This is a genomic window from Photobacterium sp. HL06, from assembly GCF_059552575.1.
The window spans coordinates 3,368,266-3,394,686 of sequence record NZ_CM183914.1; the positions used below are offsets into that span (position 1 = coordinate 3,368,266).

General features: G+C 49.4%; 18 protein-coding genes. 6 read left to right on the forward strand and 12 right to left on the reverse strand.

Annotated elements, in window-relative coordinates; genetic code table 11:
- Nucleotides 1-46: 46 nt before the first annotated feature.
- The 3 genes from aceA to AC51G0_RS15270 form a co-directional block, all read right to left on the reverse strand.
- Nucleotides 47-1,354 carry an isocitrate lyase gene (gene aceA, locus AC51G0_RS15260; protein ID WP_496299546.1) on the reverse strand — a complete coding sequence of 436 codons (1,308 nt, stop codon included), beginning with the start codon at nucleotides 1,352-1,354 and terminating at the stop codon, nucleotides 47-49.
- Between the two features lie 134 nt (nucleotides 1,355-1,488).
- A complete protein-coding gene (gene aceB / locus AC51G0_RS15265; RefSeq protein WP_496299548.1) occupies nucleotides 1,489-3,102 on the reverse strand; it encodes a malate synthase A in 1,614 nt (537 codons plus the stop codon).
- A 600-nt stretch (nucleotides 3,103-3,702) separates the two neighbouring features.
- On the reverse strand, nucleotides 3,703-4,599 hold the full coding sequence (locus tag AC51G0_RS15270; protein WP_496299550.1) for a hydrogen peroxide-inducible genes activator: 897 nt from the start codon (nucleotides 4,597-4,599) through the stop codon (nucleotides 3,703-3,705).
- Between the two features lie 131 nt (nucleotides 4,600-4,730).
- Between AC51G0_RS15270 and AC51G0_RS15275 the strand changes: the two genes are divergently transcribed.
- Together AC51G0_RS15275 and AC51G0_RS15280 are read left to right on the forward strand one after the other, a co-directional pair.
- Entirely contained in the window at nucleotides 4,731-5,333 is a 603-nt protein-coding gene (locus AC51G0_RS15275) for a peroxiredoxin C (RefSeq protein ID WP_265695657.1), read from the forward strand.
- Nucleotides 5,334-5,626: 293 nt separating this feature from the next.
- A complete protein-coding gene (locus AC51G0_RS15280; RefSeq protein WP_496299553.1) occupies nucleotides 5,627-6,367 on the forward strand; it encodes a copper homeostasis protein CutC in 741 nt (246 codons plus the stop codon).
- A gap of 72 nt (nucleotides 6,368-6,439) precedes the next feature.
- On the opposite strand, the gene AC51G0_RS15285 is transcribed toward AC51G0_RS15280, so the two are convergent.
- Nucleotides 6,440-7,915 (reverse strand): alpha/beta fold hydrolase, encoded by a 1,476-nt coding sequence (locus AC51G0_RS15285; protein WP_496299555.1) that lies wholly within the window; start codon nucleotides 7,913-7,915, stop codon nucleotides 6,440-6,442.
- Between the two features lie 292 nt (nucleotides 7,916-8,207).
- Here AC51G0_RS15285 and ppk2 point away from each other — a divergent pair, with 292 nt between their 5' ends.
- Nucleotides 8,208-9,011, forward strand: coding sequence for a polyphosphate kinase 2 (gene ppk2, locus AC51G0_RS15290; protein WP_496299557.1), 804 nt, complete (start codon nucleotides 8,208-8,210; stop codon nucleotides 9,009-9,011).
- Between the two features lie 76 nt (nucleotides 9,012-9,087).
- Here the strand turns inward: ppk2 and phoU are convergent, their stop codons facing one another.
- Genes phoU through AC51G0_RS15310 form a run of 4 tightly spaced genes read right to left on the reverse strand, consistent with a single transcriptional unit; the run spans nucleotide 9,088 to nucleotide 14,535 of the window.
- Nucleotides 9,088-9,798 (reverse strand): phosphate signaling complex protein PhoU, encoded by a 711-nt coding sequence (gene phoU, locus AC51G0_RS15295; protein WP_496299558.1) that lies wholly within the window; start codon nucleotides 9,796-9,798, stop codon nucleotides 9,088-9,090.
- An 11-nt stretch (nucleotides 9,799-9,809) separates the two neighbouring features.
- Nucleotides 9,810-10,628, reverse strand: a complete 819-nt coding sequence (pstB, locus tag AC51G0_RS15300) for a phosphate ABC transporter ATP-binding protein PstB (protein WP_496299559.1) — start codon at nucleotides 10,626-10,628, stop codon at nucleotides 9,810-9,812.
- 18 nt (nucleotides 10,629-10,646) lie between these two features.
- Nucleotides 10,647-12,263, reverse strand: coding sequence for a phosphate ABC transporter permease PstA (pstA, locus tag AC51G0_RS15305; protein WP_496299561.1), 1,617 nt, complete (start codon nucleotides 12,261-12,263; stop codon nucleotides 10,647-10,649).
- A 46-nt stretch (nucleotides 12,264-12,309) separates the two neighbouring features.
- Nucleotides 12,310-14,535 (reverse strand): ABC transporter permease subunit, encoded by a 2,226-nt coding sequence (locus AC51G0_RS15310; protein ID WP_496299562.1) that lies wholly within the window; start codon nucleotides 14,533-14,535, stop codon nucleotides 12,310-12,312.
- 262 nt (nucleotides 14,536-14,797) lie between these two features.
- Between AC51G0_RS15310 and AC51G0_RS15315 the strand changes: the two genes are divergently transcribed.
- Genes AC51G0_RS15315 through ppx form a run of 3 tightly spaced genes read left to right on the forward strand, consistent with a single transcriptional unit; the run spans nucleotide 14,798 to nucleotide 18,937 of the window.
- Complete coding sequence (locus AC51G0_RS15315) at nucleotides 14,798-15,301, forward strand: glycine cleavage system transcriptional repressor (protein WP_496299563.1); 504 nt, start codon at nucleotides 14,798-14,800, stop codon at nucleotides 15,299-15,301.
- Nucleotides 15,302-15,348: 47 nt separating this feature from the next.
- Entirely contained in the window at nucleotides 15,349-17,445 is a 2,097-nt protein-coding gene (gene ppk1, locus AC51G0_RS15320) for a polyphosphate kinase 1 (RefSeq protein ID WP_496299565.1), read from the forward strand.
- Entirely contained in the window at nucleotides 17,438-18,937 is a 1,500-nt protein-coding gene (gene ppx, locus AC51G0_RS15325) for an exopolyphosphatase (protein WP_496299566.1), read from the forward strand. Before ppk1 ends, ppx begins: the two co-directional genes overlap by 8 nt.
- Before the next feature lie 341 nt (nucleotides 18,938-19,278).
- Here the strand turns inward: ppx and AC51G0_RS15330 are convergent, their stop codons facing one another.
- The 4 genes from AC51G0_RS15330 to AC51G0_RS15345 all read right to left on the reverse strand — a co-directional run bounded on the left by AC51G0_RS15330 (nucleotide 19,279) and on the right by AC51G0_RS15345 (nucleotide 26,344).
- Nucleotides 19,279-20,244, reverse strand: coding sequence for a PstS family phosphate ABC transporter substrate-binding protein (locus AC51G0_RS15330; protein ID WP_496299567.1), 966 nt, complete (start codon nucleotides 20,242-20,244; stop codon nucleotides 19,279-19,281).
- A gap of 82 nt (nucleotides 20,245-20,326) precedes the next feature.
- Nucleotides 20,327-21,631 (reverse strand): phosphate regulon sensor histidine kinase PhoR, encoded by a 1,305-nt coding sequence (phoR, locus tag AC51G0_RS15335; RefSeq protein ID WP_496299568.1) that lies wholly within the window; start codon nucleotides 21,629-21,631, stop codon nucleotides 20,327-20,329.
- Between the two features lie 76 nt (nucleotides 21,632-21,707).
- On the reverse strand, nucleotides 21,708-22,397 hold the full coding sequence (phoB, locus tag AC51G0_RS15340; RefSeq protein WP_496299569.1) for a phosphate regulon transcriptional regulator PhoB: 690 nt from the start codon (nucleotides 22,395-22,397) through the stop codon (nucleotides 21,708-21,710).
- A 176-nt stretch (nucleotides 22,398-22,573) separates the two neighbouring features.
- A complete protein-coding gene (locus AC51G0_RS15345) occupies nucleotides 22,574-26,344 on the reverse strand; it encodes an AAA family ATPase (protein WP_496299571.1) in 3,771 nt (1,256 codons plus the stop codon).
- Nucleotides 26,345-26,421: the final 77 nt, after the last annotated feature.

Genomic DNA, 26,421 nt, shown 5'->3' on the forward strand with positions numbered 1-26,421 from the left:
CGGATAACCCAAAGATAACAACAAATTGCTAGGATAAAGCTAATTATTATGAAAACTGGTCTTCTTCTGTCGAGCCGGTCAGCGCCGTCACAGAAGACTGGCCGCCCTGAATGGTATTGGTCATCTTATCGAAATAACCGGTACCCACTTCCTGCTGGTGAGCAACGAAGGTATAGCCTTTGTCTGCTGCTTCAAACTCAGGACGCTGCACTTTCTCAACATAATGGCGCATACCTTCACCCTGTGCATAAGCATGGGCTAATTCAAACATGTTAAACCACATGTTATGAATACCTGCCAAGGTGATGAACTGGTATTTGTAGCCCATATCTGCCAGCTCCTGCTGGAACTTAGCAATGGTTTCAGAATCCAGGTTCTTCTCCCAGTTAAATGATGGCGAACAGTTGTAAGCCAGCAGCTGATCCGGGTATTGCTCATGGATAGCTTCAGCGAACTTGCGCGCTTCTTCCAGGCACGGTGTCGCCGTTTCACACCAAATCAAATCGGCATATGGTGCATAGGCCAGGCCACGGGCAATCGCCTGGTCAATACCGGCACGCACTCGGTAGAAGCCTTCAGCGCTACGCTCACCGACAATAAAATCTTTGTCATACGGGTCGCAGTCTGAGGTTAGCAAGTCAGCGGCATTGGCATCGGTACGGGCAATAACCAATGTCGTTGTACCGGCCACATCAGCCGCCAAACGGGCTGCCACTAATTTCTGTACGGCTTCCTGGGTTGGTACCAGTACCTTACCGCCCATGTGGCCACATTTTTTCACCGAGGCCAGCTGATCTTCAAAGTGGACACCCGCCGCGCCGGCATCAATCATATTGCGCATTAGCTCATAGGCATTCAGTACCCCACCAAAGCCCGCTTCGGCATCAGCCACTATCGGCAAGAAGTAATCAATACCCTCTTCCGGGTTGCTACCGTTCGACCACTGGATCTGATCGGCGCGGCGGAATGCATTGTTAATACGGCTCACAACGGCTGGTACAGAGTCGACCGGATACAGCGACTGATCGGGGTACATAGTTGATGCTGTATTGTTATCTGCCGCGACCTGCCAACCTGACAGGTAAATCGCTTCAATACCGGCTTTGGCTTGCTGGACCGCCTGACCACCGGTCAACGCGCCCAGGCAATTTACATATCCCTTTTTCGACGAGCCATTGACCAGTTCCCAAAGCTTATCGGCACCACGCTGGGCAATGGTATTGGCCGGCGCAAATGAACCGCGCAGGTTAATGACCTCTTCCGCGGTATAGGTACGCTTTACGTTCTTCCAACGTGGATTCTCTGCCCAATCTTTTTCAATAGCTTCGATTTGTTGCTGGCGAGTCAATGTCATAATGATGTCCCTCGTTTCATTTGGCGATAATCCGTTTAACGTATTCGTTATCGGTAGACTTTCTTTTCTCAGGCTTCTTCAGGCACTGCCAACAACAAAACAAGCAGTTACCTGTTTCTTTTTCTAGTATTCTGTTACTTCAGATATTCATATCCGGACAAGGTCAGGAAGTTCATCAGCTCATCACTGGTCGTTAGCTGCGACATCAGCACCGCCGCTTCCTGGTATTGCCCCTGATTAAATATCTCAGTACCTAACTCCTGTTCCAGTACTGTCATTTCTTCATTCAACATCTGCTCAAATAAGGCTTTAGTCACCACCTCACCATTGCTCAGCGCCTTACCGTGCTTGATCCACTGCCAGATAGAGGCCCGGGAGATTTCTGCTGTCGCGGCATCTTCCATCAGGCCGTAAATTGGCACACAACCATTGCCCGAAATCCAGGCTTCAATGTACTGCACCGCAACACGGATGTTATGGCGCATCCCTTCTTCGGTACGATCCCCGTCGCAAGGAGCCAGCAGCTCTTCCGCCGTAATGGGTGCATCGTCTTCACGGCTGACATCCAACTGGTTCTGGCGATCACCTAAGGTCTCGTCAAAAATGCTCCGGGCCGTATCAGCCAAGCCAGGGTGTGCAACCCAGGTGCCATCATGGCCATTAGTGGCTTCCAGCGACTTATCGGTCTGAATTTTGTTGAGTACCCATGCATTGCGCTCCGGATCTTTCGATGGAATAAAGGCGGCCATTCCCCCCATTGCAAACGCGCCTCGACGGTGGCAAGTGCGAACCAGCAGTCGGGAATAGGCATTCAAAAACGGCTTTTCCATGGTCACAACCTGACGGTCAGGCAAAATCCGATCAGGATGGTTTTTCAGTGTTTTGATATAGCTGAAAATGTAATCCCAGCGCCCGCAGTTCAAGCCGACAATATGATCTTTGAGGCTATAGAGGATCTCATCCATCTCGAAGACTGCCGGCAACGTCTCAATCAGTACCGTGGCCTTAATCGTGCCTCTTGGCAGGCCGAACTCATCTTCGGTAAAGCTAAATACCTCACTCCACCATGCTGCTTCCTGGTAGGCCTGCAGTTTAGGAAGGTAGAAGTAGGGGCCACTGCCTTTTGCCAATAACTGCTTGTAGTTATGGTAAAAGTACAAGGCAAAATCAAATAAAGATCCGGGAATTGGCTCGCCCTGCCACAACAAGTGCTTTTCTGGCAGATGCAGCCCGCGAACCCGGCAAATCAGAACGGCCGGATCATCACTCAGCTGATACGCTTTACCTGTTTCAGGGTTGGTATAAGAAATCGTGCCATTCACTGCATCGCGCAGGTTTCGCTGACCTGCCAGTACTTCGTCCCAAGCCGGTGCAAAGGAATCTTCGAAATCGGCCATGAAGACTTTTACATTGGCATTCAGGGCATTAATCACCATCTTGCGATCAACCGGCCCGGTAATTTCCACCCGGCGATCCTGAAGATCATCAGGGATGTTGCGAATCGTCCAATTACCTTCACGAATATGGGCCGTATCCTCAAGAAAATCGGGTAACCCCCCAGCATCAATAGCCAATTGACGTCGCTCACGAGCAGCCAGCAGCTCTGGGATACGTGAAGCAAAGCGCTGCACTAACTGCTCCACAAACTGAAAGGCTTCTTCATTTAAAATTTCTTTTTGCTGTTCAGTTAATAGTGTTTGCAAAGATAGCTTTACTTCATGGTTAGGTGGAGTCTGTGTATCCGTCATCTTACGCTCCCTTACGGCCTGTAACTTAATCACTACTTTTATCAGCAGTCATTCCAGGGTCATTCAGTTGTTAGTTGTCTTAACGCCTTATTTACGTTGCCGCAACAAATTAACAATTGCAAATATAATCGTTCATAAAAGCAAAACCGCACCGCCACCAAAGCCATAAATAACAATAGCTTACGCAATATAGAGTAATAACTCAAAACACTGAATTAAAACAATTTTCAGGGAAAAGCTCGGTTTTTAGTGCTAAAGAAGAATCCAAGCAAAAATGTAACTAGTTACGTAATTAAATTACACAACTAGAGAATTCAAACCTGCGTGTAAAAAGGCGTTTCAAACACAAGTCGCTATTTATTTGTGATTTATATAGTTGAATAACATACAGTTATGAGTGGGGTTAGAGTGTTTTTTATACAGGGATAGACCAGTTGCTTACTCAATTGGTTTCATTTATTCGCAAAGCGAAACAAAATAAATCTACAAAATACCTATTTTTCAATAAGAAACAGCCCGATTGAAAATATCGAATTAATCTATTGGAGTGGTATAAAGTGCTGACAGAATAGAAAATCTGCCAGCACACTGTTGGAACGACTACAAAAGTCCTTCAACAATCTCGGCAAGGCGGTGGAAGGTACGGCTGCGGCTTGAGGTTGGGCGCCAGACTAGGCCAATTTCCCGGTATGCCTCTTGACCTGGGGGATCAATAACCACTAAATTCTGGTTATCCAGTATTCCATGATCAATCGCCATCTGTGGAATAAAGGTAGTACCCAATCCGTTCGCAACCATTTGAACTAAGGTATGTAGGCTGGTTGCAGTAAACGGGTTGATCTTCTCCTTACTGGTTAACTTGCAGGCAGAAACCGCGTGATCAGTCAGGCAGTGTTCTTTCTCTAGCAAAAATACCGATTCATCCGGTAAGTCAGCGTAACGTAATGGGACATTGACATGTTCAGCCTGGTTTTTACTAATCACCATCTTAAAGGCATCACGCCCAACTAGCTGACTATGCATACCATTAATCTCAACGGGCAAGGCCAGAATAAGTACGTCCATTTCGCCATTGCGCAATGCAGCCAACAAATTGGTGGTCGTATCTTCCCGTAGCAATAAATTCAGGCTCGGGTGCAGGCGGTTCACCTCCTGTACCAAGTCACACAGCAGGAAGGGGGCAATGGTTGGAATACAGCCAACCCTTAGCTGGCCGTCCATACCATCACCAGTACAGTTCGACAGCTCCATCAAGTCTTGGCTTCGGGCGAGCAGTTCTCGGCTTCGGATCACAACGTCTTCACCCATAGAGGTAAACACAAGTGATTTGTTGTCCCGCTCAATAAGCTGGCAGTCAATTAACTCTTCAAGGTTTTGAACCCCCGAGCTCAATGTCGACTGGCTGACGAAACACTTCTTGGCAGCTTCGCCAAAATGCCGGGTTTCAAATAAGGTAACTAAATAATGCAGTTGTTTGAGAGAAGGAAATTTGTTCATCGTATTTTTCGATTACATCAATCTATTTATTCCGCTTTTTTCAATCTAACAGTTTCGCTATAGTTTGTCTCGTCCAAACACGGAGCCAACCGAAAAGGTCGGCGACAACCGAATATTTTAGGAGCACCCAAATGGTACTAGTAGGTCGTCAAGCACCAGATTTTACTGCTGCAGCTGTTCTAGGTAACGGCGAAATCGTTGATAACTTCAACTTTGCAGAGTTTACTAAAGGTAAGAAAGCGGTAGTTTTCTTCTACCCACTAGACTTCACTTTCGTTTGCCCATCTGAGCTAATCGCTTTTGACAAGCGTTTCGAAGATTTCCAGGCAAAAGGTGTTGAAGTGATCGGTGTTTCTATCGATTCTCAGTTCTCTCACAATGCATGGCGTAACACTGCTGTTGAAGACGGCGGTATCGGTCAGGTTAAGTACCCTCTAATCGCTGACGTTAAGCACGAAATCTGCAAAGCGTACGACGTAGAGCACCCAGAAGCAGGCGTTGCTTTCCGTGGTTCTTTCCTAATCGACGAAGACGGCCTTGTACGTCACCAAGTAGTTAACGACCTACCACTAGGCCGTAACATCGATGAAATGCTACGTATGGTTGACGCGCTAAACTTCCACCAGAAGAACGGTGAAGTTTGCCCTGCACAGTGGGAAGAAGGCAAAGCTGGTATGGATGCATCGCCAAAAGGTGTTGCTGACTACCTATCTGAGCACACTGCAGACCTATAATTCTTCTTATTGAAGGATTAACAACACCATGCTCACGGTGTTGAGGCAACAAACGCAATAGCGTAAAGCCAAAGTCAGCCAATAGGCAAAAAAACGATGAGGCCCGGACACACCGGGCCCTTTTTTTATCGACAGTTCCCAAACTTATCGCTTCTCGCTTCTCGCTTCTCGCTTCTCGCTTCTCGCTTCTCGCTTCTCGCTTCTCGCTTCTTAATGATTGTTGATCTGATTAATCCCCCAGCAAGCAAAGATCCACTACACTGCTTTCACCTTCATTAGCCTTGATAACCACAATGAAAATTGATCATATCGAAGTCTGTATCGACAACATCGAGTCACTGCACTATGCGCAGCAAAGTGGCGCAACCCGTATCGAACTCTGCTCATCACTGGCACTTGGCGGTTTGACCCCGAGCATGGGCTTTATGAAACAAGCCGCTAGGCTTTCGGCAATTCCTGTTTATGCCATGATCCGCCCCCGCCAGGGAGATTTCTTATTCTCGGGTGATGAGGTAGAAATCATGCTGGCAGATATTCATGCCGCCAAACAAGCAGGCTTACAAGGTGTGGTCGTAGGTGTGCTCTCCGCCCAAGGCCAAATTGACAGCAATATCTTACGCAGCTTGATGAAGGAGGCTCAGGGATTGGGCGTTACGTTCCACCGAGCTATCGACCAATGTGTCGACCCAATGGCAGCCCTTGACTGCATCATCAACGCTGGCTGCGAGCGGGTACTCACTTCTGGCATGCAGGCCAATGCCCTAGCGGGTGTCGATATGCTGGCTAAAATGGTCAATTACTGTGGCGATAACCTCAGTATCATGGCTGGTGCCGGAGTAACGGCTGAGAATGTGGCTGACATTATCCAAAAGAGTAAAGTAAAAGAAGTTCACCTTTCAGGAAAAAGTACACGCCCAAGCCAAATGGTTCAGTACGCAAACCAGGCCCATATGGGCGATGCCGACATTGATGATTTCAGCATCCCAATCACTTCAGCTGAAAAAATTTCAGCCGTCATACGTACGCTAGCCTAGTGAGTCAACACAATGAAAAAGCCTGCATTTTTGCAGGCTCTACTTTACATTTTCACTTAGCTATCAGTGCAATTACCAACCAATGACATCTTTTGCCGGGTGCGGAGCATCCGCTTCAACCGAAAACAACTTGGTAGTGGCAGATGGCGGCGCATCACAGGTCTGATCGGCAATCTTGCTATCGGGCTCAAGCAGATAGGCCGTTGTATTCTGATCGATACAAGCGATGTTACTGTAACTAAATCCATGATCAGGGTAGTTATTAATGGTTACCACTGACGCTGAAGAACCAAAGCTTGTCGCCATTTCTTCGGCCCATTTATAGGGTGTTGCCGGATCATACTGACCACCGATAATCAGGATCTGCTGGCCGCCCAGCGCCACCTCCATATTCGTTACTGCAGCGATCGGGTCGCGTTGTGCCGACCAGCCTTTGCATAGCTCAGCTGTCTGAGCATAAGTAACAAAACCATACAGAGAAGAAGCACCCATATAGCGAGTTAGCGAGGCATCTATTTCACTCTCGCTGAGTGGGGTTCTCTCATCGGTACAGACCACAGCTTTAAATAGCGCATTTCCCCTGAGATCATCTGCCTGGCTCGAATTACGATAATCATAAGAACTGCTTGATGTGAGCAACAGCTGCCATTTCAGCGTAGCTGCCTTGTCATAATCTAATAAGTCCACCAGGCCACTTTGAATATTCTGCCAGTCGCCCGAGGTCTCTCTCGCAACCGTCAAGTCTAGCGTCGAGATCCCTTCCTCAAGGCTTAGGCTACGGCTATCATTACTGGCCTGATATGATTTGTGAGCAAGCAGAGTGTCGACTATTGTCTGGTAGCGTTGATTTCGGGTTATATTATGGCCTAGGCGGAAGTCTGCAATTTTCTCAAAACCCGCTGTGTTGCCAATCCGGATATCGACATTGTTTGCATCCGTTGGTGACATTGGCGAATCAAGGACAATTGCACGGACCTTGTCAGGGAAGGTGTGTGCATACAATGAACCCAGGCGGGTTCCATAAGAGTATCCCAGAAACGTCAGCTTATCGTCACCAAGATGACTACGCAGCCTATCGATATCTCTTACTATGGTATTACTGCCTAAGTAGGGAGCAACCTGCTGGTAGGTGGCTGTACAGTCACCTGCCACCGCACAATCCGTCAGCTCTTTGGCAAACGCACTCTGCCCGGCACCACGCGGATCAATACCGACAATATCAAAGCGATTCAAAATATCCTGCGGCAAATGAGAAGCAGCCATCGTCCCCGCCCCTTGCACCGCTTCTGCACTCGGGCCGCCAAAGTTAAGGATCAATGCACCAATTCGATTTGATGGATCATGAGCTTTATGCACCCCATAATAAATGTCAACCATCTCACCATTGGGGTCATCGTAATCTTTGGGTGCTTTCATAAAGCTGCACGTCATATTTGCTGGACACGTTTGCGTACCATCAGCCCGGCTATTTGCAAACTTATCATCACTCCCACTGTTACAGCCCACCAATGCAAGACATGTTAACAATCCTGACATTAACCTATACATCTTAATTCCTTTATTCTTGTATTTATTGACTACGTCATAAAGTTACGGGTAAGAATTCTCAACAACGAGCACATCAGACCACATAATAATACATCGTGCAATTACATTTATTTCAAATACCTTCATGGTTAAAAATTTTTACTAAATATTCTCACGAACCCTTTCATCGTTTCCCTTCTCTAGCTCCCATTCGGAAACAATCACGGCAGAGTTAACTCGTCATCACTTTAAATCGGCATTATTATTAAGAAGATGTAAGCAACTATGATACCCCTTAGGAATGGAGTGCGGTATGGCCAATAGTAACCCCGTTAAAAGACTCAAAAAGAAAGATTACGAAAAAGAGCTCGAACGATTACAGGTTGAGTTGGTAAAACTGCAAGAATGGATTAAGCACAGCGGATTAAAGGTTGTTGTCATTTTTGAAGGCCGCGATGCCGCAGGGAAAGGCGGGGTCATCAAACGGATCACCGAAAAGCTAAACCCTAGGGTCTGCCGTATTGTTGCCCTGCCAGCACCGACCGAAAAAGAAAAAACCCAATGGTACTTCCAGCGCTATGCCGCCCACCTCCCTTCTGCTGGCGAGATGGTGCTATTCGACCGCAGCTGGTACAACCGTGCCGGGGTTGAAAAGGTTATGGGGTTTTGCACTGACGAGGAATACGAAGAGTTTCTCCGCTCATGCCCCGAGTTTGAACGCATGCTGCAACGATCCGGGATCATCTTGTTGAAATACTGGTTCTCAGTATCCGACGAAGAGCAAGAAGCACGATTCCTTGAGCGTATTCATACGCCGATAAAACGTTGGAAGTTCAGCCCGATGGATCTTGAATCCCGTGATCGCTGGGCAGAATACTCAGCAGCCAAAGACAAGATGTTTGCCTATACCGATACCAAACAGTGCCCGTGGTGGGTGGTTAATGCCGATGAGAAAAAGAAAGCTCGAATTAACTGTATCTCACATTTGCTTTCTCATATTCCCTATGAGGAAATCCACTACCCACATATCGAGCTTCCTGATGTCAACAAAGAAGGCTATGTAAGGGCTCCGGCTGATAGCCAGACATTTGTACCCAACCTGTTTGCCAAAGAATAACGCAGCCATTAGCTAAAGGCTCACCATCATCAATCCCGGCTTAGCAACATAAGCCGGGATATCACTGAATAGCCCATTACTTCAGAATATTCTCAATTTCTTCCTGACTGGTATGGCGGATATCTTTACCTTTCACAAAGTAGATAATGTATTCGCAGATATTCTGGCACCGATCACCGACTCGTTCAATTGAACGGGCAGACCACATTACCTGGAGCACATTTGGAATAGAGCGTGGATCTTCCATCATATAAGTCATCAGCTGGCGAATAATTGCTTCATATTCGCGGTCAATCCGATCATCTTCCTGATATACCTCAATCGCGGCTTTGACATCCATCCGGGCAAAGGCATCGAGCACCTCATGCAACATCCTGACCGCATGCTGTCCCAAGGCTTCCAGTGAAACCAGCAAGTTGTATTGCTTGTTGGTAAAGTTCTCCAACGCTACCTTGGCAATACTTTCTGCCACATCACCAATACGCTCCAAATCAGTGATGGTCTTGATAATCGCAATGACCAAACGCAAGTCACTGGCCGTCGGCTGTCGCTTGGCAATAATGCGGGTACAGGCTTCATCAATCGCCACTTCCATCGCATTGACCTTGTGGTCATCTTTGATCACCCGCTTAGCCAGCTCGGCATCTTGCTTGTGCATTGCTTTAAGCGCATCGGCGAGCTGCTGCTCCACCAAGCCGCCCATCGCTAACACATGAGTACGGATACTTTCCAGCTCCGCATTAAACTGGCCGGAAATATGGCGACCTAGACTTAAGTTATCTAACATGATCTGATCCCTTAGCCGTATCGGCCAGTAATATAATCTTCAGTACGTTTTTCTTTTGGGGTGGTAAAAATATCATTGGTGTTGGCATATTCCACCAGCTCGCCCATATGCATGAAGGCGGTATTGTCCGACACCCGAGCGGCCTGCTGCATATTATGGGTAACGATAATCACGGTATATTTTGCCTTGAGCTCATTGATCAGCTCTTCAATGGTCAGGGTCGAAATAGGATCCAAGGCCGAGGTCGGCTCATCCAACAGCAGAACTTCAGGCTCAATCGCAATCGCACGAGCGATCACTAAACGTTGCTGCTGCCCCCCTGACAAGCCAAAGGCATTTTCATGTAGGCGATCTTTGACTTCGTCCCACAACGCTGCACCGCGCAGTGAGTTCTCGACCGCATCATCCAGTACCCGGCCATCTTTGATGCCCTGTAGGCGCAAGCCATAAATCACATTCTCATAAATGGACTTAGGAAACGGATTCGGACGCTGGAACACCATACCAACCCGGCGCCGCAAAGAGGCGACATCAACCCTGCTATCATAGATATTGTGTCCATGCAGCATGATCTTGCCTTCAACGGTGCACCCTTCCACCAGCTCATTCATCCGGTTGATACAGCGCAGCAAGGTTGACTTGCCGCAGCCAGACGGGCCGATAAAGGAAGTGACCTGGCCTTTGGCAACCCGCATATTGATATTGAACAGTGCCTGGTGATTACCGTAGTGCAGATCCAGCCCTTCAATCGACATCGCGGTTTGCTCTTCGGGTAACGAGGCTAAATCTATTGGCTGAAATAAGCCCATTGTCGAATTAATTGAAAACATATAAGTTCCTGAGTCCCGTTACTGTTCCAAAGAGCGGTATTTTTCACGTAAGTGGTTTCGAATGCCTATTGCCGTCAGGTTTAGCCCCACAATCACCGTCACCAACAAAAATGAGGTCGCATAGACCAAAGGCCGTGCAGCTTCGACATTCGGGCTTTGAAAACCGACATCATAAATATGATAGCCAAGGTGCATGAACTTGCGGTCCAGGTGCAAGTAGGGGAAATGGCTATCAACGGGCAAAGTCGGTGCCATTTTTACCACCCCAACCAGCATCAACGGCGCAACTTCGCCCGCCGCTCGGGCTACCGCTAGGATCAACCCTGTCATGATCGCCGGGCTGGCCATTGGCAACACGATACGCCACAGTGTTTCTGCCTGAGTGGCCCCGAGCGCCAGCGAGCCATGGCGTACCGAGTTCGGAATTCTCGCCAGGCCTTCCTCCGTAGAGACAATCACCACAGGCAGCGTCAAAATCGCCAATGTTAGGGCTGACCATAAAATACCCGGGGTACCGAAGGTCGGCGCGGGCAGCTGTTCTGAGAAAAAGACATCATCAATGGTGCCGCCAACCATATAGACAAAAAAGCCCAGGCCAAAGACCCCATAAACAATCGACGGCACACCCGCCAGGTTGATCACGGCAACCCGTATCAACTTGGTAAAACTATTCTTTCCTGCATATTCATGCAAATAGATCGCTGCCATCACCCCAAGCGGTGTCACAATCACACTCATCAGCAGTACCATGAATACAGTACCGAAAATTGCCGGGAAAACACCCCCTTCGGTATTCGCCTCTCGGGGATCATCACTGACAAACTTCCCGATCTGGCGCCCCCAATGTACGATCTTTTCAGCAACGGTTAAGTCATTTGGATACCAGATATCCAATATCTGCTCGAGCGGTAATTTGACCGTGGTTCCCAGCATATCACGAACCAGTAGGGCATCTTTTCCCAGTAGCTGACGCAAGCTAAGCAAGCGCTGCTCAATCTGAGCATATTGCTGCTCTAGCTGACGGCGTTGGAGGGCTAACCCCGGCGGCTGATCACCAAGCTGACGCTCTTGCTGACGTAACTGCTCCAGCTGGTGGTTAATCGCTGCAATTTCAGTCTGCTGCAAGGTCTTAATTTCATCTCGGACCTGCTCGGCCGCCAACAGCCCTTGCGGCAAAGCCGTAAGCAACTTGCTCTCACCATCATCAATAAAACTGATTGGATAGCCGTAAAACTTACCGTTTTTGATCCGGTCGATCACCGCAATATTATGCGCCAGCGAACGGCTTTCAATCTGTGTTTCAAGCAGGGTAATAAAATCAAGTTCCACCCGCTCGCGATTGCCCGTCTTGATCAGGTAACGAAGTACCCGCTCATCGTCCATGGCTGACACATCCACGCCAGCTTCAGCTAACTGTTTCACCGATACCGACTTTGTCTCATAGATCTCGCCGATAATGACCTGTTTGTTACCGTTGATATCAACATCAAACTGATACACAGGTGCCGGCCAGAAGTAGCTCAGCCCCTTCCAGCCTATCAATAACAGCAAGCCCAATACGGCAACCAGGCTCAAGCTCACCGCCCCAGCAGTCAGCCATATCCATGGAGAGCCCGATCTAAACCAATTTACCATCACTTAATACGTTTCATTTTATCTAATCTAATAGTGGGTATTCACATTACAGTGAGCTATATTTTTCTCGCAAACGTTGCCGGACAAGCTCTGCTATCGTATTGAAGATGAAAGTAAATACAAACAAAACAAACGCAGCCAGGAACAATACTCGGTAGTGCGAGCTACCGACCTCAGTCTCGGGCATCTCAATGGCTATGGTTGCCGACAAGGTTCGCAACCCCTCGAGTATATTCCAGTCCATAATCGGGGTATTACCGGTCGCCATCAAGACAATCATGGTTTCGCCCACCGCCCGGCCAAGGCCCATCATAATGGCAGAGAAAATTCCCGGGCTGGCTGTTAGCAAAACGACACGGGTCAGCGTCTGCCAGTGCGTCGCCCCCAGAGCCAGTGAACCACTGGTCAGGTGCCCTGGTACCGAGAACACCGCATCTTCCGCAATCGAGAAGATCGTAGGAATAACCGCAAAACCCATCGCAATGCCAACGACCAGTGTATTGCGTTGATCATAACCAATTCCCCATTCATTGGTGAGGTACATACGCATATCACCGGCAAATAGCCACTGCTCAATATACGGGCTTGCTTCAAGACAGCCGTAACCGAGCAGCACAATCATCGGCATCAATAACACAATATGCAACCCATTCGGCATGCGGTACCGCCATTGCCCAGGCAGCAGCGACCAACCAACCCCCATCAACAGCATCATCAGCGGAAACGCTATGATGATCAGTATAATGCCAGGTAGGTACTCCTCTACGATCGGTGCAAGCCAAATGCCCGCCAAAAAGCCTAAGATCACTGTTGGCAAAGCCTCCATGATCTCGACGGTTGGCTTTATCACCCGACGCATTTTTGAAGACATGAAATAGGCCGTATATACCGCCCCAGCCAACGCCATCGGGATCGCGAAAAACATCGCATAAACCGCGGCTTTGAGGGTTCCAAAGACCACAGGAACCAAGCTGAGCTTCGGCTCAAACTCATCGCTGGCGGAAGTCGACTGCCAAACATATTCCGGCTCAGGGTAGCCTTCATACCAAATTTTTTGCCACAGCGATGAAAAGCCGATCTCCGGGTGACGGTTATCAACCTTGTAGAGCTGCCAGCTATCACCATTGACCGCCAGCAAGCGATCAGCTCGGGGAGAAATCGAGAGCCAGTCAGGTACCTCTGAAAATAGCGGCTCGCTGAAGATATGGCCTTTAACCGTAGTGTAATACGCCGATAACGTGCCATCTTGCTGAACGGCAAAAAAACCTTTGCGGGCATACTCAGGTATAAGCTGCGCAACCGGACTCTCTGTTAAAGCAAATCGCCGCGCATTAACCAATGTCCGTTTACCATCACGAAGTACCTCGAACCACTGTGAAACCGAATTGTCACTGGCCGTGATCAGCAGGGAATTGGCCCCTGACATTAGTGTCAGCTGCTGCGGTACGCCTTGAGCCGTACTGACATCAACAACATCACGAATTTTCGAGTGCTCCCCATCAAGTGTGACCACGTAGAGGTTATCACCACTCAAAGCATACAACGTCCGGCCATCCGGTGTCACAGCCAGGGTACTAAGTACATCAGGTAGTCCTTCAATCAAAAACGACTGTGACAGCCACTCTGACACCTGGCCTGGCAAGCCATCCTGATGGCGGAATGTCATCGCCCTCACCCGGTGATCGGCGGTAGTACCCACCACCACGGCACGATCTTCGCGCAGTGACACCGCAAGCTGAGTAATAGGCTGGCCTAGGGGATCAAGCTGAAGCGGGTTCTTCCCAAGAGGGTACGTAATATCAGGGCTTGTATGCTTAGCATTGCCAGAAAACGTGACCCTGAAGGTCGGCTTAAAGACCACAACCTCACCCGACAGCCCACCATAGGCAAACACTTCTTCACGAGGTAATGTACGCGCAAAACTGGCAGGCTTTACCAAAACGCTATGCTGGCTGATCCGCTCTCCGGCATCCTGCTGGGCCAAACTAACGAAAGTTAGGTTGCCCTGCAAAGACAGCCGATAAGCAATATTATTCTGCTCGTTGAGATAAATGGCAGCAGGCTGGTCAGTAAAATTGATAGAAAATGCTTGCTTGGGGGTCACTTTCACCGATGCAAAAATCGGCATAATGACATAAAGCAAATAGAAGAAAATCAGCACTAAAGTAATAAGGACACTAATACCACCAGCGGTCACCCCATAGCGCGCGAGAGTATCTTTTACCCGACGGCCAGGACTGTCTCCCCTCAAAAATGCACTGGCGTCTGCCATTATTACCTCAAAAAATTTATAAGTTTATCAATAATATTTCTTTTAGATGACAATTATATGACAGCCTGTATGGATCAGGCCAATACTCCTTTTTCTTCCCCGGGGCAACCTACTAGAATGACATAAATCTGCAACAAAATATCACTAATCTTAATGATTTATGACCTTATACAGATTTCACTGGCCGTTCTTTCGTTGCACCTGGACAGATAGTGCACATGCTCACATAATGAACAAGCCTACTGCGAAAAAGGAAGTCGTTATGAAGCACCTCGTTATTACTGTTATTGGTAAAGATCGCCCTGGTTTAGTCGAAGCACTCTCCGACACGGTATACCAGAATCACGGCAATTGGCTGGCCAGCAGCCTGAGTAAACTTGCCGGGCAATTTGCCGGGATTTTACAGGTAGAAGTTGCAGATCAATATATCCCGGTATTAAGCCAGGCCCTATCAAAAATTGATGCGTTGCAGATCCATGTTGTCGAAGATGACAGCAAGACTATCCCTGTTACATCACTGCACCACCTCACCGTTACCGGCAATAACCGCCTTGGGATTGTCAAAGAGGTAACAACCAAACTCAACCAGTTAGGGGTCAATATCAACAAGCTCAAAACCGATACCCAAAGTGCACCCAACTGGGGTTACCCTCTTTTCACGGCAAACTTTCAGCTTGAGCTACCTTCGGAGCTTGAAGTGGAGGTTGTTCAAGAAGAGCTGGAGAAACTGGCTGATGATCTCAACATTGATATCGACGACAACTAACTAACCTGAGACACAATTTTAGCCAAGAGCTTATTAGCAGGAATACAATGAGCACGGAATCTCTCTATATTGAAAAAGAATTAAGCTGGCTATCATTTAATGAACGTGTTCTTCAAGAAGCGGCAGACAAATCGGTGCCGCTGATTGAGCGCGTCCGCTTCCTGGGAATTTTTTCCAGCAATACCGATGAATTTTACCAAGTTCGCTTTGCCGATGTGAAACGCCAAATACTGATCAGCCAGGAGCAAGGCGGTGATGACAGCGCCAAGCAACTGCTCAGTAAAATCCAGAGCCGAGTCCTGAAACTCAACCAGGACTTCGATAGCCTCTACAATGAGATTTTGCTGGAAATGGCGCGGCGGCATATCTTCCTGGTCAATGAGCAGCAACTTGATGACCATCAGAAGAGCTGGCTGCGCAAGTACTTCCGCAATGCTATTCTTCCTCACGTTACCCCTATCCTACTCACTGAAGATATCGACCTGCTGGAGTTTCTAAAAGATGAATACTCCTACCTGACGGTCGAGATCCAGCGTGGAGAGAAAAAGGGGTTCGCATTGATCGAGATCCCGACCGATCAGCTACCACGTTTTGTTCAGCTGCCAGAAGCTAAGGGAAAAAGGCGCAAGACACTAATTTTGCTGGATAATATTATCCGTTTTTGCCTCGATGATATCTTCAGCGGCTTTTTCGAATACGATAGCCTGGCTGCCTATTCCATGAAGATGACCCGGGATGCCGAGTATGATCTCAGCCTGGAGGTAGAACACAGCTTGCTAGAGCAAATGTCTGAAGGTTTGAACCAACGCCTTACGGCAATGCCTGTCCGCTTTGTTTATCAGCGGGACATGCCGGGTGACATGATTGACGTGCTTTGCGGGCTGCTGAAAGTCTCCAGCTATGACAGTATTATACCAGGTGGCCGTTACCATAATTTTAAGGATTTTATCGGCTTTCCGAATGTTGGCCGCAGCTATCTGGAAAACAAATCGTTACCACCGATTGATAGCTACCATTTTACTTCTGCCCGCAATGCTTTCGACGCCATTAAGGCGCAGGACATACTGCTGTACTACCCGTACCATACCTTCAATCATATGACCGAGCTGGTTCGCCAGGCCGCCTATGATCCTAAAGTCCGCGGTATCAAAATCAATATCTACCGGGTCGCGAAGAACTCCCGCATCATAGAGTCGATGATCGATGCTGCTAACAATGGTAAGCGGGTCACTGTTGTTGTTGAGCTACAGGCGCGGTTTGATGAAGAGGCGAATATCGTCTGGGCCCGTCGCCTGACCGAAGCCGGTGTGCACGTTGTCTTTGGTGTCCCGGGGTTAAAAATCCACTCCAAGCTATGCCTTATCACCCGCCGAGAAGGCGACAAACTGGTTCGCTACGCCCACCTTGGTACGGGTAACTTCCATGAAAATACCGCGCGAATCTATACCGACTTCTCGCTCATGACCTGTGATGATGAAATCACCAATGAAGTTCGCCAGGTGTTCGGTTACATCGAAAACCCGTATCGTCCGGTAAAATTCAAGCACTTAATTGTCTCGCCACGCAACTCCCGGTCACGCCTGTATGATCTGATAGACCGCGAAATTGCCCATGCCAAGCAAGGCCTGCCATCGGGTATTACACTTAAGGTGAATAATCTGGTCGATAAAGGTTTGATTAACATGCTTTATCAGGCCAGTAGTGCCGGGGTGGCCATCAAGCTGATTGTTCGCGGGATGTGTGCGCTGATCCCTGGCATCAAGGGGATCAGTGAGAATATTACGGCAATCAGTATCGTCGACCGCTTCCTGGAACACCCGCGGGTCGTGGTGTTCGAGAACAACGGGGATCCTGAGGTGATGATCTCGTCTGCCGACTGGATGACCCGTAATATCGACAACCGAATCGAAGTTGGCTGCCCTATCAGGGATCCGGCACTGAAAAAGAAAATTATCGATATCCTTAATATTCAACTGACCGATACGGTCAAAGCACGGGTCATCGATAGAGAGATGAGCAACCAATACGTGCCCCGGGGTAACCGACGTAAGATCCGTTCACAAATTGCGATCTATGATTATCTGAAGCACTCTGAAAAGCAGCTTAGAAAAAAAGCCGAAAAAGCGATGGTTCACCATGATTGAGAATGCACGCCCACGAGAGATTGCAGCGATAGATATAGGCTCGAACAGTTTCCATATGGTCGTTGCCCGAGTTGTCGGACAAAGCCTACAAATTATCAGCCGCCACAAGCAACGCGTTCATCTGGCTTCCGGGCTGGATGAACACCACAACCTCGATCAAGCCGCCATTCAGCGCGGCTTGAATTGTTTGGCGATGTTTGCAGAACGCCTGCAGGGTTTTGACCCAGAAAATGTCCGTATAGCCGCCACCTACACCCTGCGCCAGGCCTTGAATGCCCATGTTTTCCTCAAGCGCGCCGAAGGTATTCTTCCCTATCCTATTGAGATCATTCCGGGCACCGAAGAAGCCCGCCTGATCTACCTCGGCGTCGCCCATACCCAGCCGGAAAATGGCCGCAAGCTGGTCATCGACATCGGTGGTGGTAGTACCGAACTGGTTATTGGCGAAGACTTTGACACCCACTTGCTATACAGCAAACACATGGGGTGTGTCAGCTACAACCAACACTACTTTGCCAAGGGAAAAATCAGCGCAAAGAATATGGCCGCGGCCAAATTAGCCGCGCAGCAGAAGCTGGAAAGCATAGCCAACCAATACCGCAAGCAAGGCTGGCAATATGCGGTTGGCTCATCCGGTACCATCAAGGCTATCCGGGAGGTACTGGTTGGCCAGGGCTATAGTGACGGCAGAATCACGGGTAAGCGCCTGAACCTGCTGACGGATAAAATCCTCAGCTACAAGAGCGCTGAAGAGCTGGATTTACCCGGCTTGAGTGATGACCGTAAACCTGTCTTTGCCGCGGGAGTAGCAATACTCAATGCCGTCTTCAGTTCATTAAAAATTGAGGAGATGACCTTCTCGGATGGTGCACTGCGTGAAGGATTACTGTACGAAATGGAAGACAGGTTCCGCCACAGTGATATCCGTACCCGGACAGCCAGTGCAATGGCGATGCAATACAATGTCGATATGGCCCAGGCGAACCGGGTCAAAGACACCGCTGAATACCTATATAGCCAAATCGAACCTCAGCCAGGGCTGACAAAATCAGAGCTATCGACCCTGCTCAGCTGGGGGGCGTTGCTTCATGAAGCCGGGCTGAGTATCAGCTACCCGGGATTCCACCGTCATTCTGCCTACCTATTACGCTTTAGCACAATGCCGGGGTTCAACCTGGAACAGCAAACCGTGCTCGCCACCTTAGTCCGCTTCCAGCGCAAAGCACTGAAGCTAGATGAGATGCCAGAACTCAGTATCTACAAACGTAAGCACCTGTATCCGCTGATCCGAACCCTGCGTATAGCCGTTGCGCTTAATGGCCAGCGCAGTGAAGATCCCCTGCCGGCGATTACGGTTGAAGCCGATAAAGAAAGCTGGCAGCTCAGCTTGCCCGAGGGCTGGGAAGAGAGCAATAAGTTACTCGCCGCCGATTTACAACAAGAACAAGAGTACTGGGCCAAAGCCGGCTGGCAGCTGGCCATCACCTCTTAACCCTACACCGAAGCTAGCACCAAAAAAGCACAAAGCCGGGTCATCGCCCGGCTTTGTCGTATTATTGTATATACCCAAGCTACTTCAAGATGCAGGATTCAGAGTGATATCAGCATGTCCAGTTCAAGGAAAATGGCGGCAGGAATGGTGGCCCCTTTCGACGTTATTTGACATAGAAATGGGCTTGCTGAATCACTCCCAAAGGGCGAGTTGGCTGGGCTGGTATGCTTTGTTGCTGCTTTTTAACGTAGAGCCACTATGTTTTCAAATCAGCGCCTTGCCTACCAGTCCAGCCATTCTCGCTGAAACGAGCATCTTGAGGTAGTTTGGGTATACAAGTATTACTCACTCAACCCAAGCTTCGCCAAATCCACTGCGACCATCGAGGCAGAAAGCGGCACATAACCATCTTTTTCAACCATATCCTGGCCAAACCGCGACAAAATAAACTTGATGAACTCAGCTTCCAGCGGAGCCATAGGTTGGTTCGGGTGCTTATTAACATAAATATACAGGTAGCGGGCGAGCGGGTAGCTTCCATTTAGCGAGTTTTCAATTGAGGCCTCGACATAATCATCGCCTTCCCTTGCCACCGGTATGGCTCGGATCCCCGTAGTTTTATAGCCGATCCCCGAATAACCAATCGAGTTCAGCGAGCTCGACACTGATTGCACAACAGACGCCGATCCCGGCTGCTCGTTGACATTATTCCTAAAGTCTCCCTGGCATAGGGCACGCTGTTTAAAATAGCCATAAGTTCCCGATACCGAGTTTCGCCCAAACAGCTGGATATCTCGGCTAGCCCAAGTACCCGTCAGGCCAAGCTGCCCCCAGCGGGTAATAGACTCGGTGCCTCCGCAACGCAAAGTACGGGAGTAGATGGCATCCAGCTGGGCAAAGCTGATCCCCTGCAGCGGGTTATCTTCATGGACAAAAACGGCCAGCGCATCAATCGCGACCCTGATCGCTGTCGGCTTGTAACCATACTCATGCTCGAAAGCCTCAACTTCTTTGGCTTTCATCATCCGGCTCATCGGCCCCAGCTGGGCAGTGGCTTCGGTCAATGCCGTTGGAGCCGTCGAAGAGCCAGCCGCCTGTACCTGCACATTCACATTGGGATAGAGGCGATTGAACTCTTCTGACCAATAGGTCATCAGGTTCGCGAACGTATCCGATCCGACCGATGACAGGTTACCTGAAATACCACTGATCTTGTGGTATTGGGCAAGTTCAGTATCGGCAGCAACGGCTCCCCAGCTAGTGATAAGTGCCAGTAAGCATCCCAGTTTACAGAACATACTTGTCATAAGTTACGGTGATCCCTCTTAAGATAGTAAACGGCAAAAGCGGCCCGAGGGCCGCTATCTTCAATGCCAGTTGCTCACCGACTTAGGCAGCTTCAGCCACCAGCCGTTGGGGCAAGGTAAAGGAGAAGGTACTGCCTTCACCGACTACGCTTTCTATTTCCAGCTGTGAGTCATGGTGGCTCAGGGCATGTTTCACGATAGCTAAGCCTAAGCCGCTACCGCCGGTTTCTCGTGAGCGCGCTTTATCAACCCGGTAGAAACGCTCCGTCAGGCGGTGAATATGCTGCGGCTCAATGCCGTCACCACTATCGGTCACTTCCAGCCTTGGGCCTGCGGCCGACAAATACCAACGTACCGACACTTCGGCATTCTTCGGGGTATGCTTCACTGCATTGTAGACCAGGTTCGAAATCGCACTACGCAGCTGATCTTCATCACCCAGTATCTTCAATGAATTGTCGACCTCAAAGGTAAACAAGTGCTCATTCCCACCACTGAGGGAAATCGCTTCTTTTTCAAGGATATCAAGCATTGACGGTACATCAATCGTCTCTTCTAGCTCAATATTCGGGGCTGCCTCAATCTTGGACAGCGTCAACAGCTGCTCAACTAATGAGTTCATGCGCAGCAACTGCTCTGTCATCACACCATGGGCCTTGTCCCACATCGGGCCTGCCAGCATCTCAGGATCTTTCGACATTTCCAGGTAGCCTTGCAGTACCGTCATTGGCGTACGTAGCTCATGGGAGACATTGGCGAAGAAATTGCGGCGCATGCCTTCTAGCTGTTTGACCTGCGAAACATCTCGCACCACCATCAGGTACTCGCCTTCGGTGTAATGCATGATCCGCAGCTCTAGCGTTCGGTCATAATTGAGCGGAGAGGTAATTTCCAGCGGAGTCTCGAAAGATTGCTTGGCTAAATAGCGGACAAAATCCGGGCTGCGCAGCAGGTTGCTGATCGGCTGCCCGGCATCATCCGGCCAGCGGAAACCCAACAAATGCTGAGCCAGTTTGTTGCACCAGACAATATTCCCTTCGCTGCGAAAGACAACAACTGCATCAGGAAGGGATTCCGCACCATTGCGGAAACGGCGGATCAGTGTCGCCAGCTCTTTGCGGCGACGCCGGTTACGCTGCTGCAAACGGTAAATGCCATTGAACAGTGGCTCCCAGCTGCCTGAGCCGGATGGCGGCGTCAAGCTACGCTCTTTCCACAGCCAGTCGGACATTTTCAGCTGATTGTGAAAATGCCAGATCAACTGGATCCAGGTCGCGACCAGTAAAAACCAGGGCATATAACCAAAGACCAGACCCAATCCTATCCAGGGCAAGTAGAAAAAGGCCAGTTCCCAAACCAGCTTTTTCCACGACAGCCGTTCAACCATCTACAACTCCATTTCAACGGAAGCTTCGCTCGCTCCCGTTCTTATTTCAAGCTCAGTGTTATCGATTAAAAACCGGTTACAGCCGGGTTGAGAAACGGTATCCCGCCCCACGTACAGTTTGTACCATCTTGTCATGGCCACCCGTTTCCAATGCTTTTCGCAGACGACGAATATGAACATCGACAGTACGGTCTTCAACGTACACATTGGTCCCCCAGACATTGTTCAACAGCTGTTCGCGGCTATAGACACGCTCTTGGTGCGTCATAAAGAAGTGCAGCATCTTGAACTCAGTCGGCCCCATGTCCAGCGGCTCTTCGTTGGAGGTAACACGGTGAGATACCGGATCCAGCTTCAGGCCATGCGCATCAATGACATCATCTAACGACGTTGGTGATACGCGGCGCATCACCGCCTTCAAACGAGCCATCAGCTCTTTAGGAGAAAAAGGCTTGGTAATGTAATCATCAGCACCGACTTCAAGGCCGCGGACTTTGTCTTCTTCTTCACCACGGGCAGTGAGCATGACGACCGGGATCTGGCGGGTCAGCTCATCACGCTTGAGGTGCTTGATCAGGTTAATCCCAGATCCGCCTGGTAACATCCAGTCTAATAGTATTAGCTCCGGATAAGGTTCGCAGATCTTCTCCAGCGCAGTATCGTAATCTTCGGCCTCAATGGGCTCATAGCCCTTTTGTTCGAGAACAAAACACAACATCTCGCGAATTGGTGCTTCGTCTTCTACAACAAGAATCCGTCTTACCATAGTGATTTATACCTAGTAGTTGTTGTCTGTCGAGCGCCATTATGTGTTCTAATTATGACACTTTTGTGACCCGACGCGATAAAAGCGTAACCATTTGACTATCACTTTAAAATGCAACCAATCCCTTATTGCGCCGCCATGACTCTAATTGTATCAGCCAGTTAGCGCTAAGGGGTTTAACCTCTAATAGAGATCTGGCTTCTGCCTCCACCTTGCGCTTCAACTGCCACCTGTACACCGATCCGCTCGACCATGGTGCCGACATGCGAGATCACCCCGATTTGACGCCCATCAGCCTGCAGGGCATCAAGACAAGCTAAGGCCATCTCCAGGCTATCGGGGTCCAAGGTGCCAAAACCTTCATCAATAAACAGTGAGCCCAGCTGACGGGTATCAGCAGCCAATGACGCCAGTGCCAGGGCAAGTGCGAGCGAGACCAGGAAGCTCTCACCACCAGACAATGATTCCACACTACGTACTTCATCGCCCATATCGTGGTCGATAACCTGCAGGGCCAATGGGCTCCCCGGCACGGGTTGAAGCGCATAACGGGGGGCGAGATCCTGCAGGTGCTCATTGGCCAAGATCACTAGTTGCTGCAGCGTCAGGCCTTGTGCCAATGTACGGAACTTGTTACCGGTCGCCGAGCCGATGAGCTCGCTCATTTGCAGCCAAAGTTCAGTCTGCGCCTGCTGGGCAGCCAGTTGCTGGGTTAATTCACCCGACTGCAGCTCGGCGTTGAGGGCCTGATCTAAACGTTGGCGTTGTTGATAAAACTGCTCATCAAGTGCATCTTTTTGCTGGTTCCAATCCGTGGCCACCTTCGCTTGCTGTGCAATATCATCCGCTATCCCATGATCCTTGAACCAACTGCGTGAAAATGCCGCCAGTTCTTGATGCTCAATCACCGCCTGCTCACGCTCCACCAGCACAGTTTGTGCTGACGATACCCCCTGCTCGATAGCTTTTAACGTTTCACGCTCACGGACTAGCCAAGCGTCACCTTTGCTCAGGCAATCAGTCAGCTGCTGCTCACTCAGCCCCAGTTTGTTTTGCCAATCCAACCAACGCTGAGCCAATGTTTGCTGTTCGCCCAGGGCATCCACTTGTTGCTTTTTCGCACTGTTAAGTTCAGCCTCTGCCGCGGCTTGTGCCTCACCACATTTACGTTGAACGGCCTGTATTTCAGTTAACGTATCTTGCTGGGTATTCAGTACCTGCTTATGTTGGCGTTCTAACTGCTGCAGGTTTTGCTCACCAACGAGAGCTACCCGCTGCTGCCAGATTTTTTGGATCTCTTCCTTCAGCAACTCAGTTTTCTCGCTACCCTCAGAGATTTGTTTCTGGATGTTTTGCAGTGATGTTTCCACCTCGGCAATTTTAGGTGCGAGCTCCGCTAACAGCTTGTCGGTTTCCTGCAAATCCTGCTGATTGGCCGTGTACTGACGGACATCGACATCAAGCAGCTGGAAAAACTGTTCTGAGCCCAACTGTTTCAGTTGTTCAAGCCAGGTATCACTGCCATATTGCTCATTCAGGGCGCAGGCACGTGCCGATAGAATATCTTGCTGGATCGTACTTTGCGCTTCCAGTGATTGCAGCCTCTCTTGCCATTGGGTCGATGCCTGAGCCAAAGCATGCTGCTGCTCTTTAAGCCCGGCCTCTTCCTGCTGAATTTGCTGCAACTGTGTTTGTAGCTGGCGACCTCGCTGGATCTGTTGCTGGCGCTGCTCACCGTTTTGTTGCAGTGCTTTTAATTCACGCTCTGTTTGCTCTACCTCTTGCTGCCATTGCACTAACTGCTGCTCCAGGGTTTGGACATCAGTCTGCAAAGTCAGGGGTTCAGACAGATTTAATGAACCCAATACCGCTTCATATTGGGTATATAGATGTTCAATAGCAGTGTTAAGCTGCTGCCGCTGGTTATTAAAGCCAGCAATTCGTTGCTGATCGTTAGGAATAAGCTGCTGCAGATGACGACGCTCAGCCTCCCCTTCTTGAAGCTGCTTGGCTAGCTCTTCTAACCGCTGCTTTTGAGCCTGCAATAGCCCATCAACAACAGGGATTTCACTGGCATAAGGATGATCGAGAGAGCCACACAGAGGACAAGCATCATCAGGTTGTAGCTCATTTCGGTAATCCTCCAGATTCATCACCGCGCGGCTTTGCTGCAGCATACGCTCAACTTCGTTATGTTGAACCGCCAACGTCCCTAGCTCAGGGGTAAGCGTTGCCAGACGTTGCTCTGATAGCGCAATAGTGCTCTCTAGTTCAGACTGTTCAAGCCGATACTTTTCAGCCTGCCACAGCAACGATACCCACTCTTTGGCACCAGACATAACTTGTCGAAGCACATCTCGGTGTTGCTGCTTTTCCGCATATTGATTGCGCTCTTGAGTTTGCAACTGCTCTAATGCCACAAGATCGAGCTGTTTATTTTGTTCTTCACAGTCCGCTTTCTTTTTCAGTTGTGCTTGTAACTGCTCTTCAATCGTGGCTTGTTGCCGCCCGTGGTTTTGCTGTTCAATCTCTATCTGCTGTTTTTCTTTGCTTAGTTTCGATCGCGAACGATGCGCTGAAAGATATTGCTCAAGGTTATCTTTAACGGAGGCATACTGCTCAGCGACAGCTTTAACATCTTGGTTTTGCTCAAGGATGATCGACAACCGCTGCTGGCGCTGCTGCTGCATCAATTGTTGCTGTTGAACCTGCTGAAGTTGTTGCTGCTGCGTCGCTGCAAAGTCATTTTGTTGCTGCAGCTCTTTTTCCCGCTCACTTAACTGCCCGCGTAAACCATCAGCTTGCTGATCCCACTTCGCGGCATCTTTAAGTTTGGGCTCTAGCTGATCCCATTGCCGCTGGAGTTGGCTCAATGCTTCTTGGGCCGTTGCTGCTCGTAAATCTGCTTCGGCTAACTGCTGTTTCTCTGTTACCAGTGCAGCTTCTGCCTGGGTCAGCGCTTGTACCAATTTTGCCAGCTGTGATTGTGCCTGTTGCAGCAATGAGAAATCACTGTTTGCCGGCTGCGCTTTTTCAATCAGGGCCAACTGTTCATAGCGAGGTTGCGCAGCAACCATTTGCTGCTTGGCTTCCGAGCATTTTACCTGCGCTTCAGCCACACGCTCCGCGATGGCTTTTTCTGTTTTTAGTGTTTGCTGATGCTGCTTAAATTCATTCAGCTGCGCTTCTAGCCGCTGCACCTGCTTTTTAAGCTGCTCAATTTGCTCAATCAGCTGCTGCTTATCTTCATCAGACAGCACGGCAATCTCACCCAGCTTGTCTTGTAATTGAGTCAGCTTTTGTTTTTCTTCTCTTGCACGCTCATAGGCGGCAACAGAAAGACGGCCATAAACTTCACCACCCGTCATTCGCTCAAGCAGGGCGGCACGTTCATCTGCCCCGGCTTTTAAGAAAGCCGCAAACTCTCCCTGCGGCAACATAACCGCGCGGCGAAACTGCTCAAACGACAGTCCGATCAAGCGCTCCATTTCGACCTGTAGCTCTTGCTTTTTCCCAGCAAAGCGCTGGCCGGTTTCCAGGCTTTCCAGCCATTGCTCCGAGGCCTGGATCCGTCCTTCTGCACGGCCTCGGGCCCTGCGAACATGCCAGTGTGCACGCCAATGACTACCGTCATTGGCGATAAAATCCACCTCGGCAAAGCCCTCAGCCTTACCGCGGGACAAAATACTGCGGACATCATTGGCCTTGATCCGGCTAGCATCATCATCGCGGCCAATCTCCGCATCATTTTTCTTGTTCGACTGCAGACGGGGGATCCGATCGAACAATGCCAGGCAGATAGCATCGAGCAGGGTCGACTTACCCGCCCCGGTTTTGCCTGTAATGGCAAATAACCCGGCCTCGCCGAGTCGGCCATGGGCAAAATCAATCTCAAATTTGTGCTGTAAGCTGGCAAGGTTCTCGCCACGTAGCGCTTGGATTTTCATTATTGCTTTTTCTCACTACTAGGGCCTGTTTATCTTTCCTCGCCACACCTGTAGAGACTAAAAAGGTCTTCAAACAA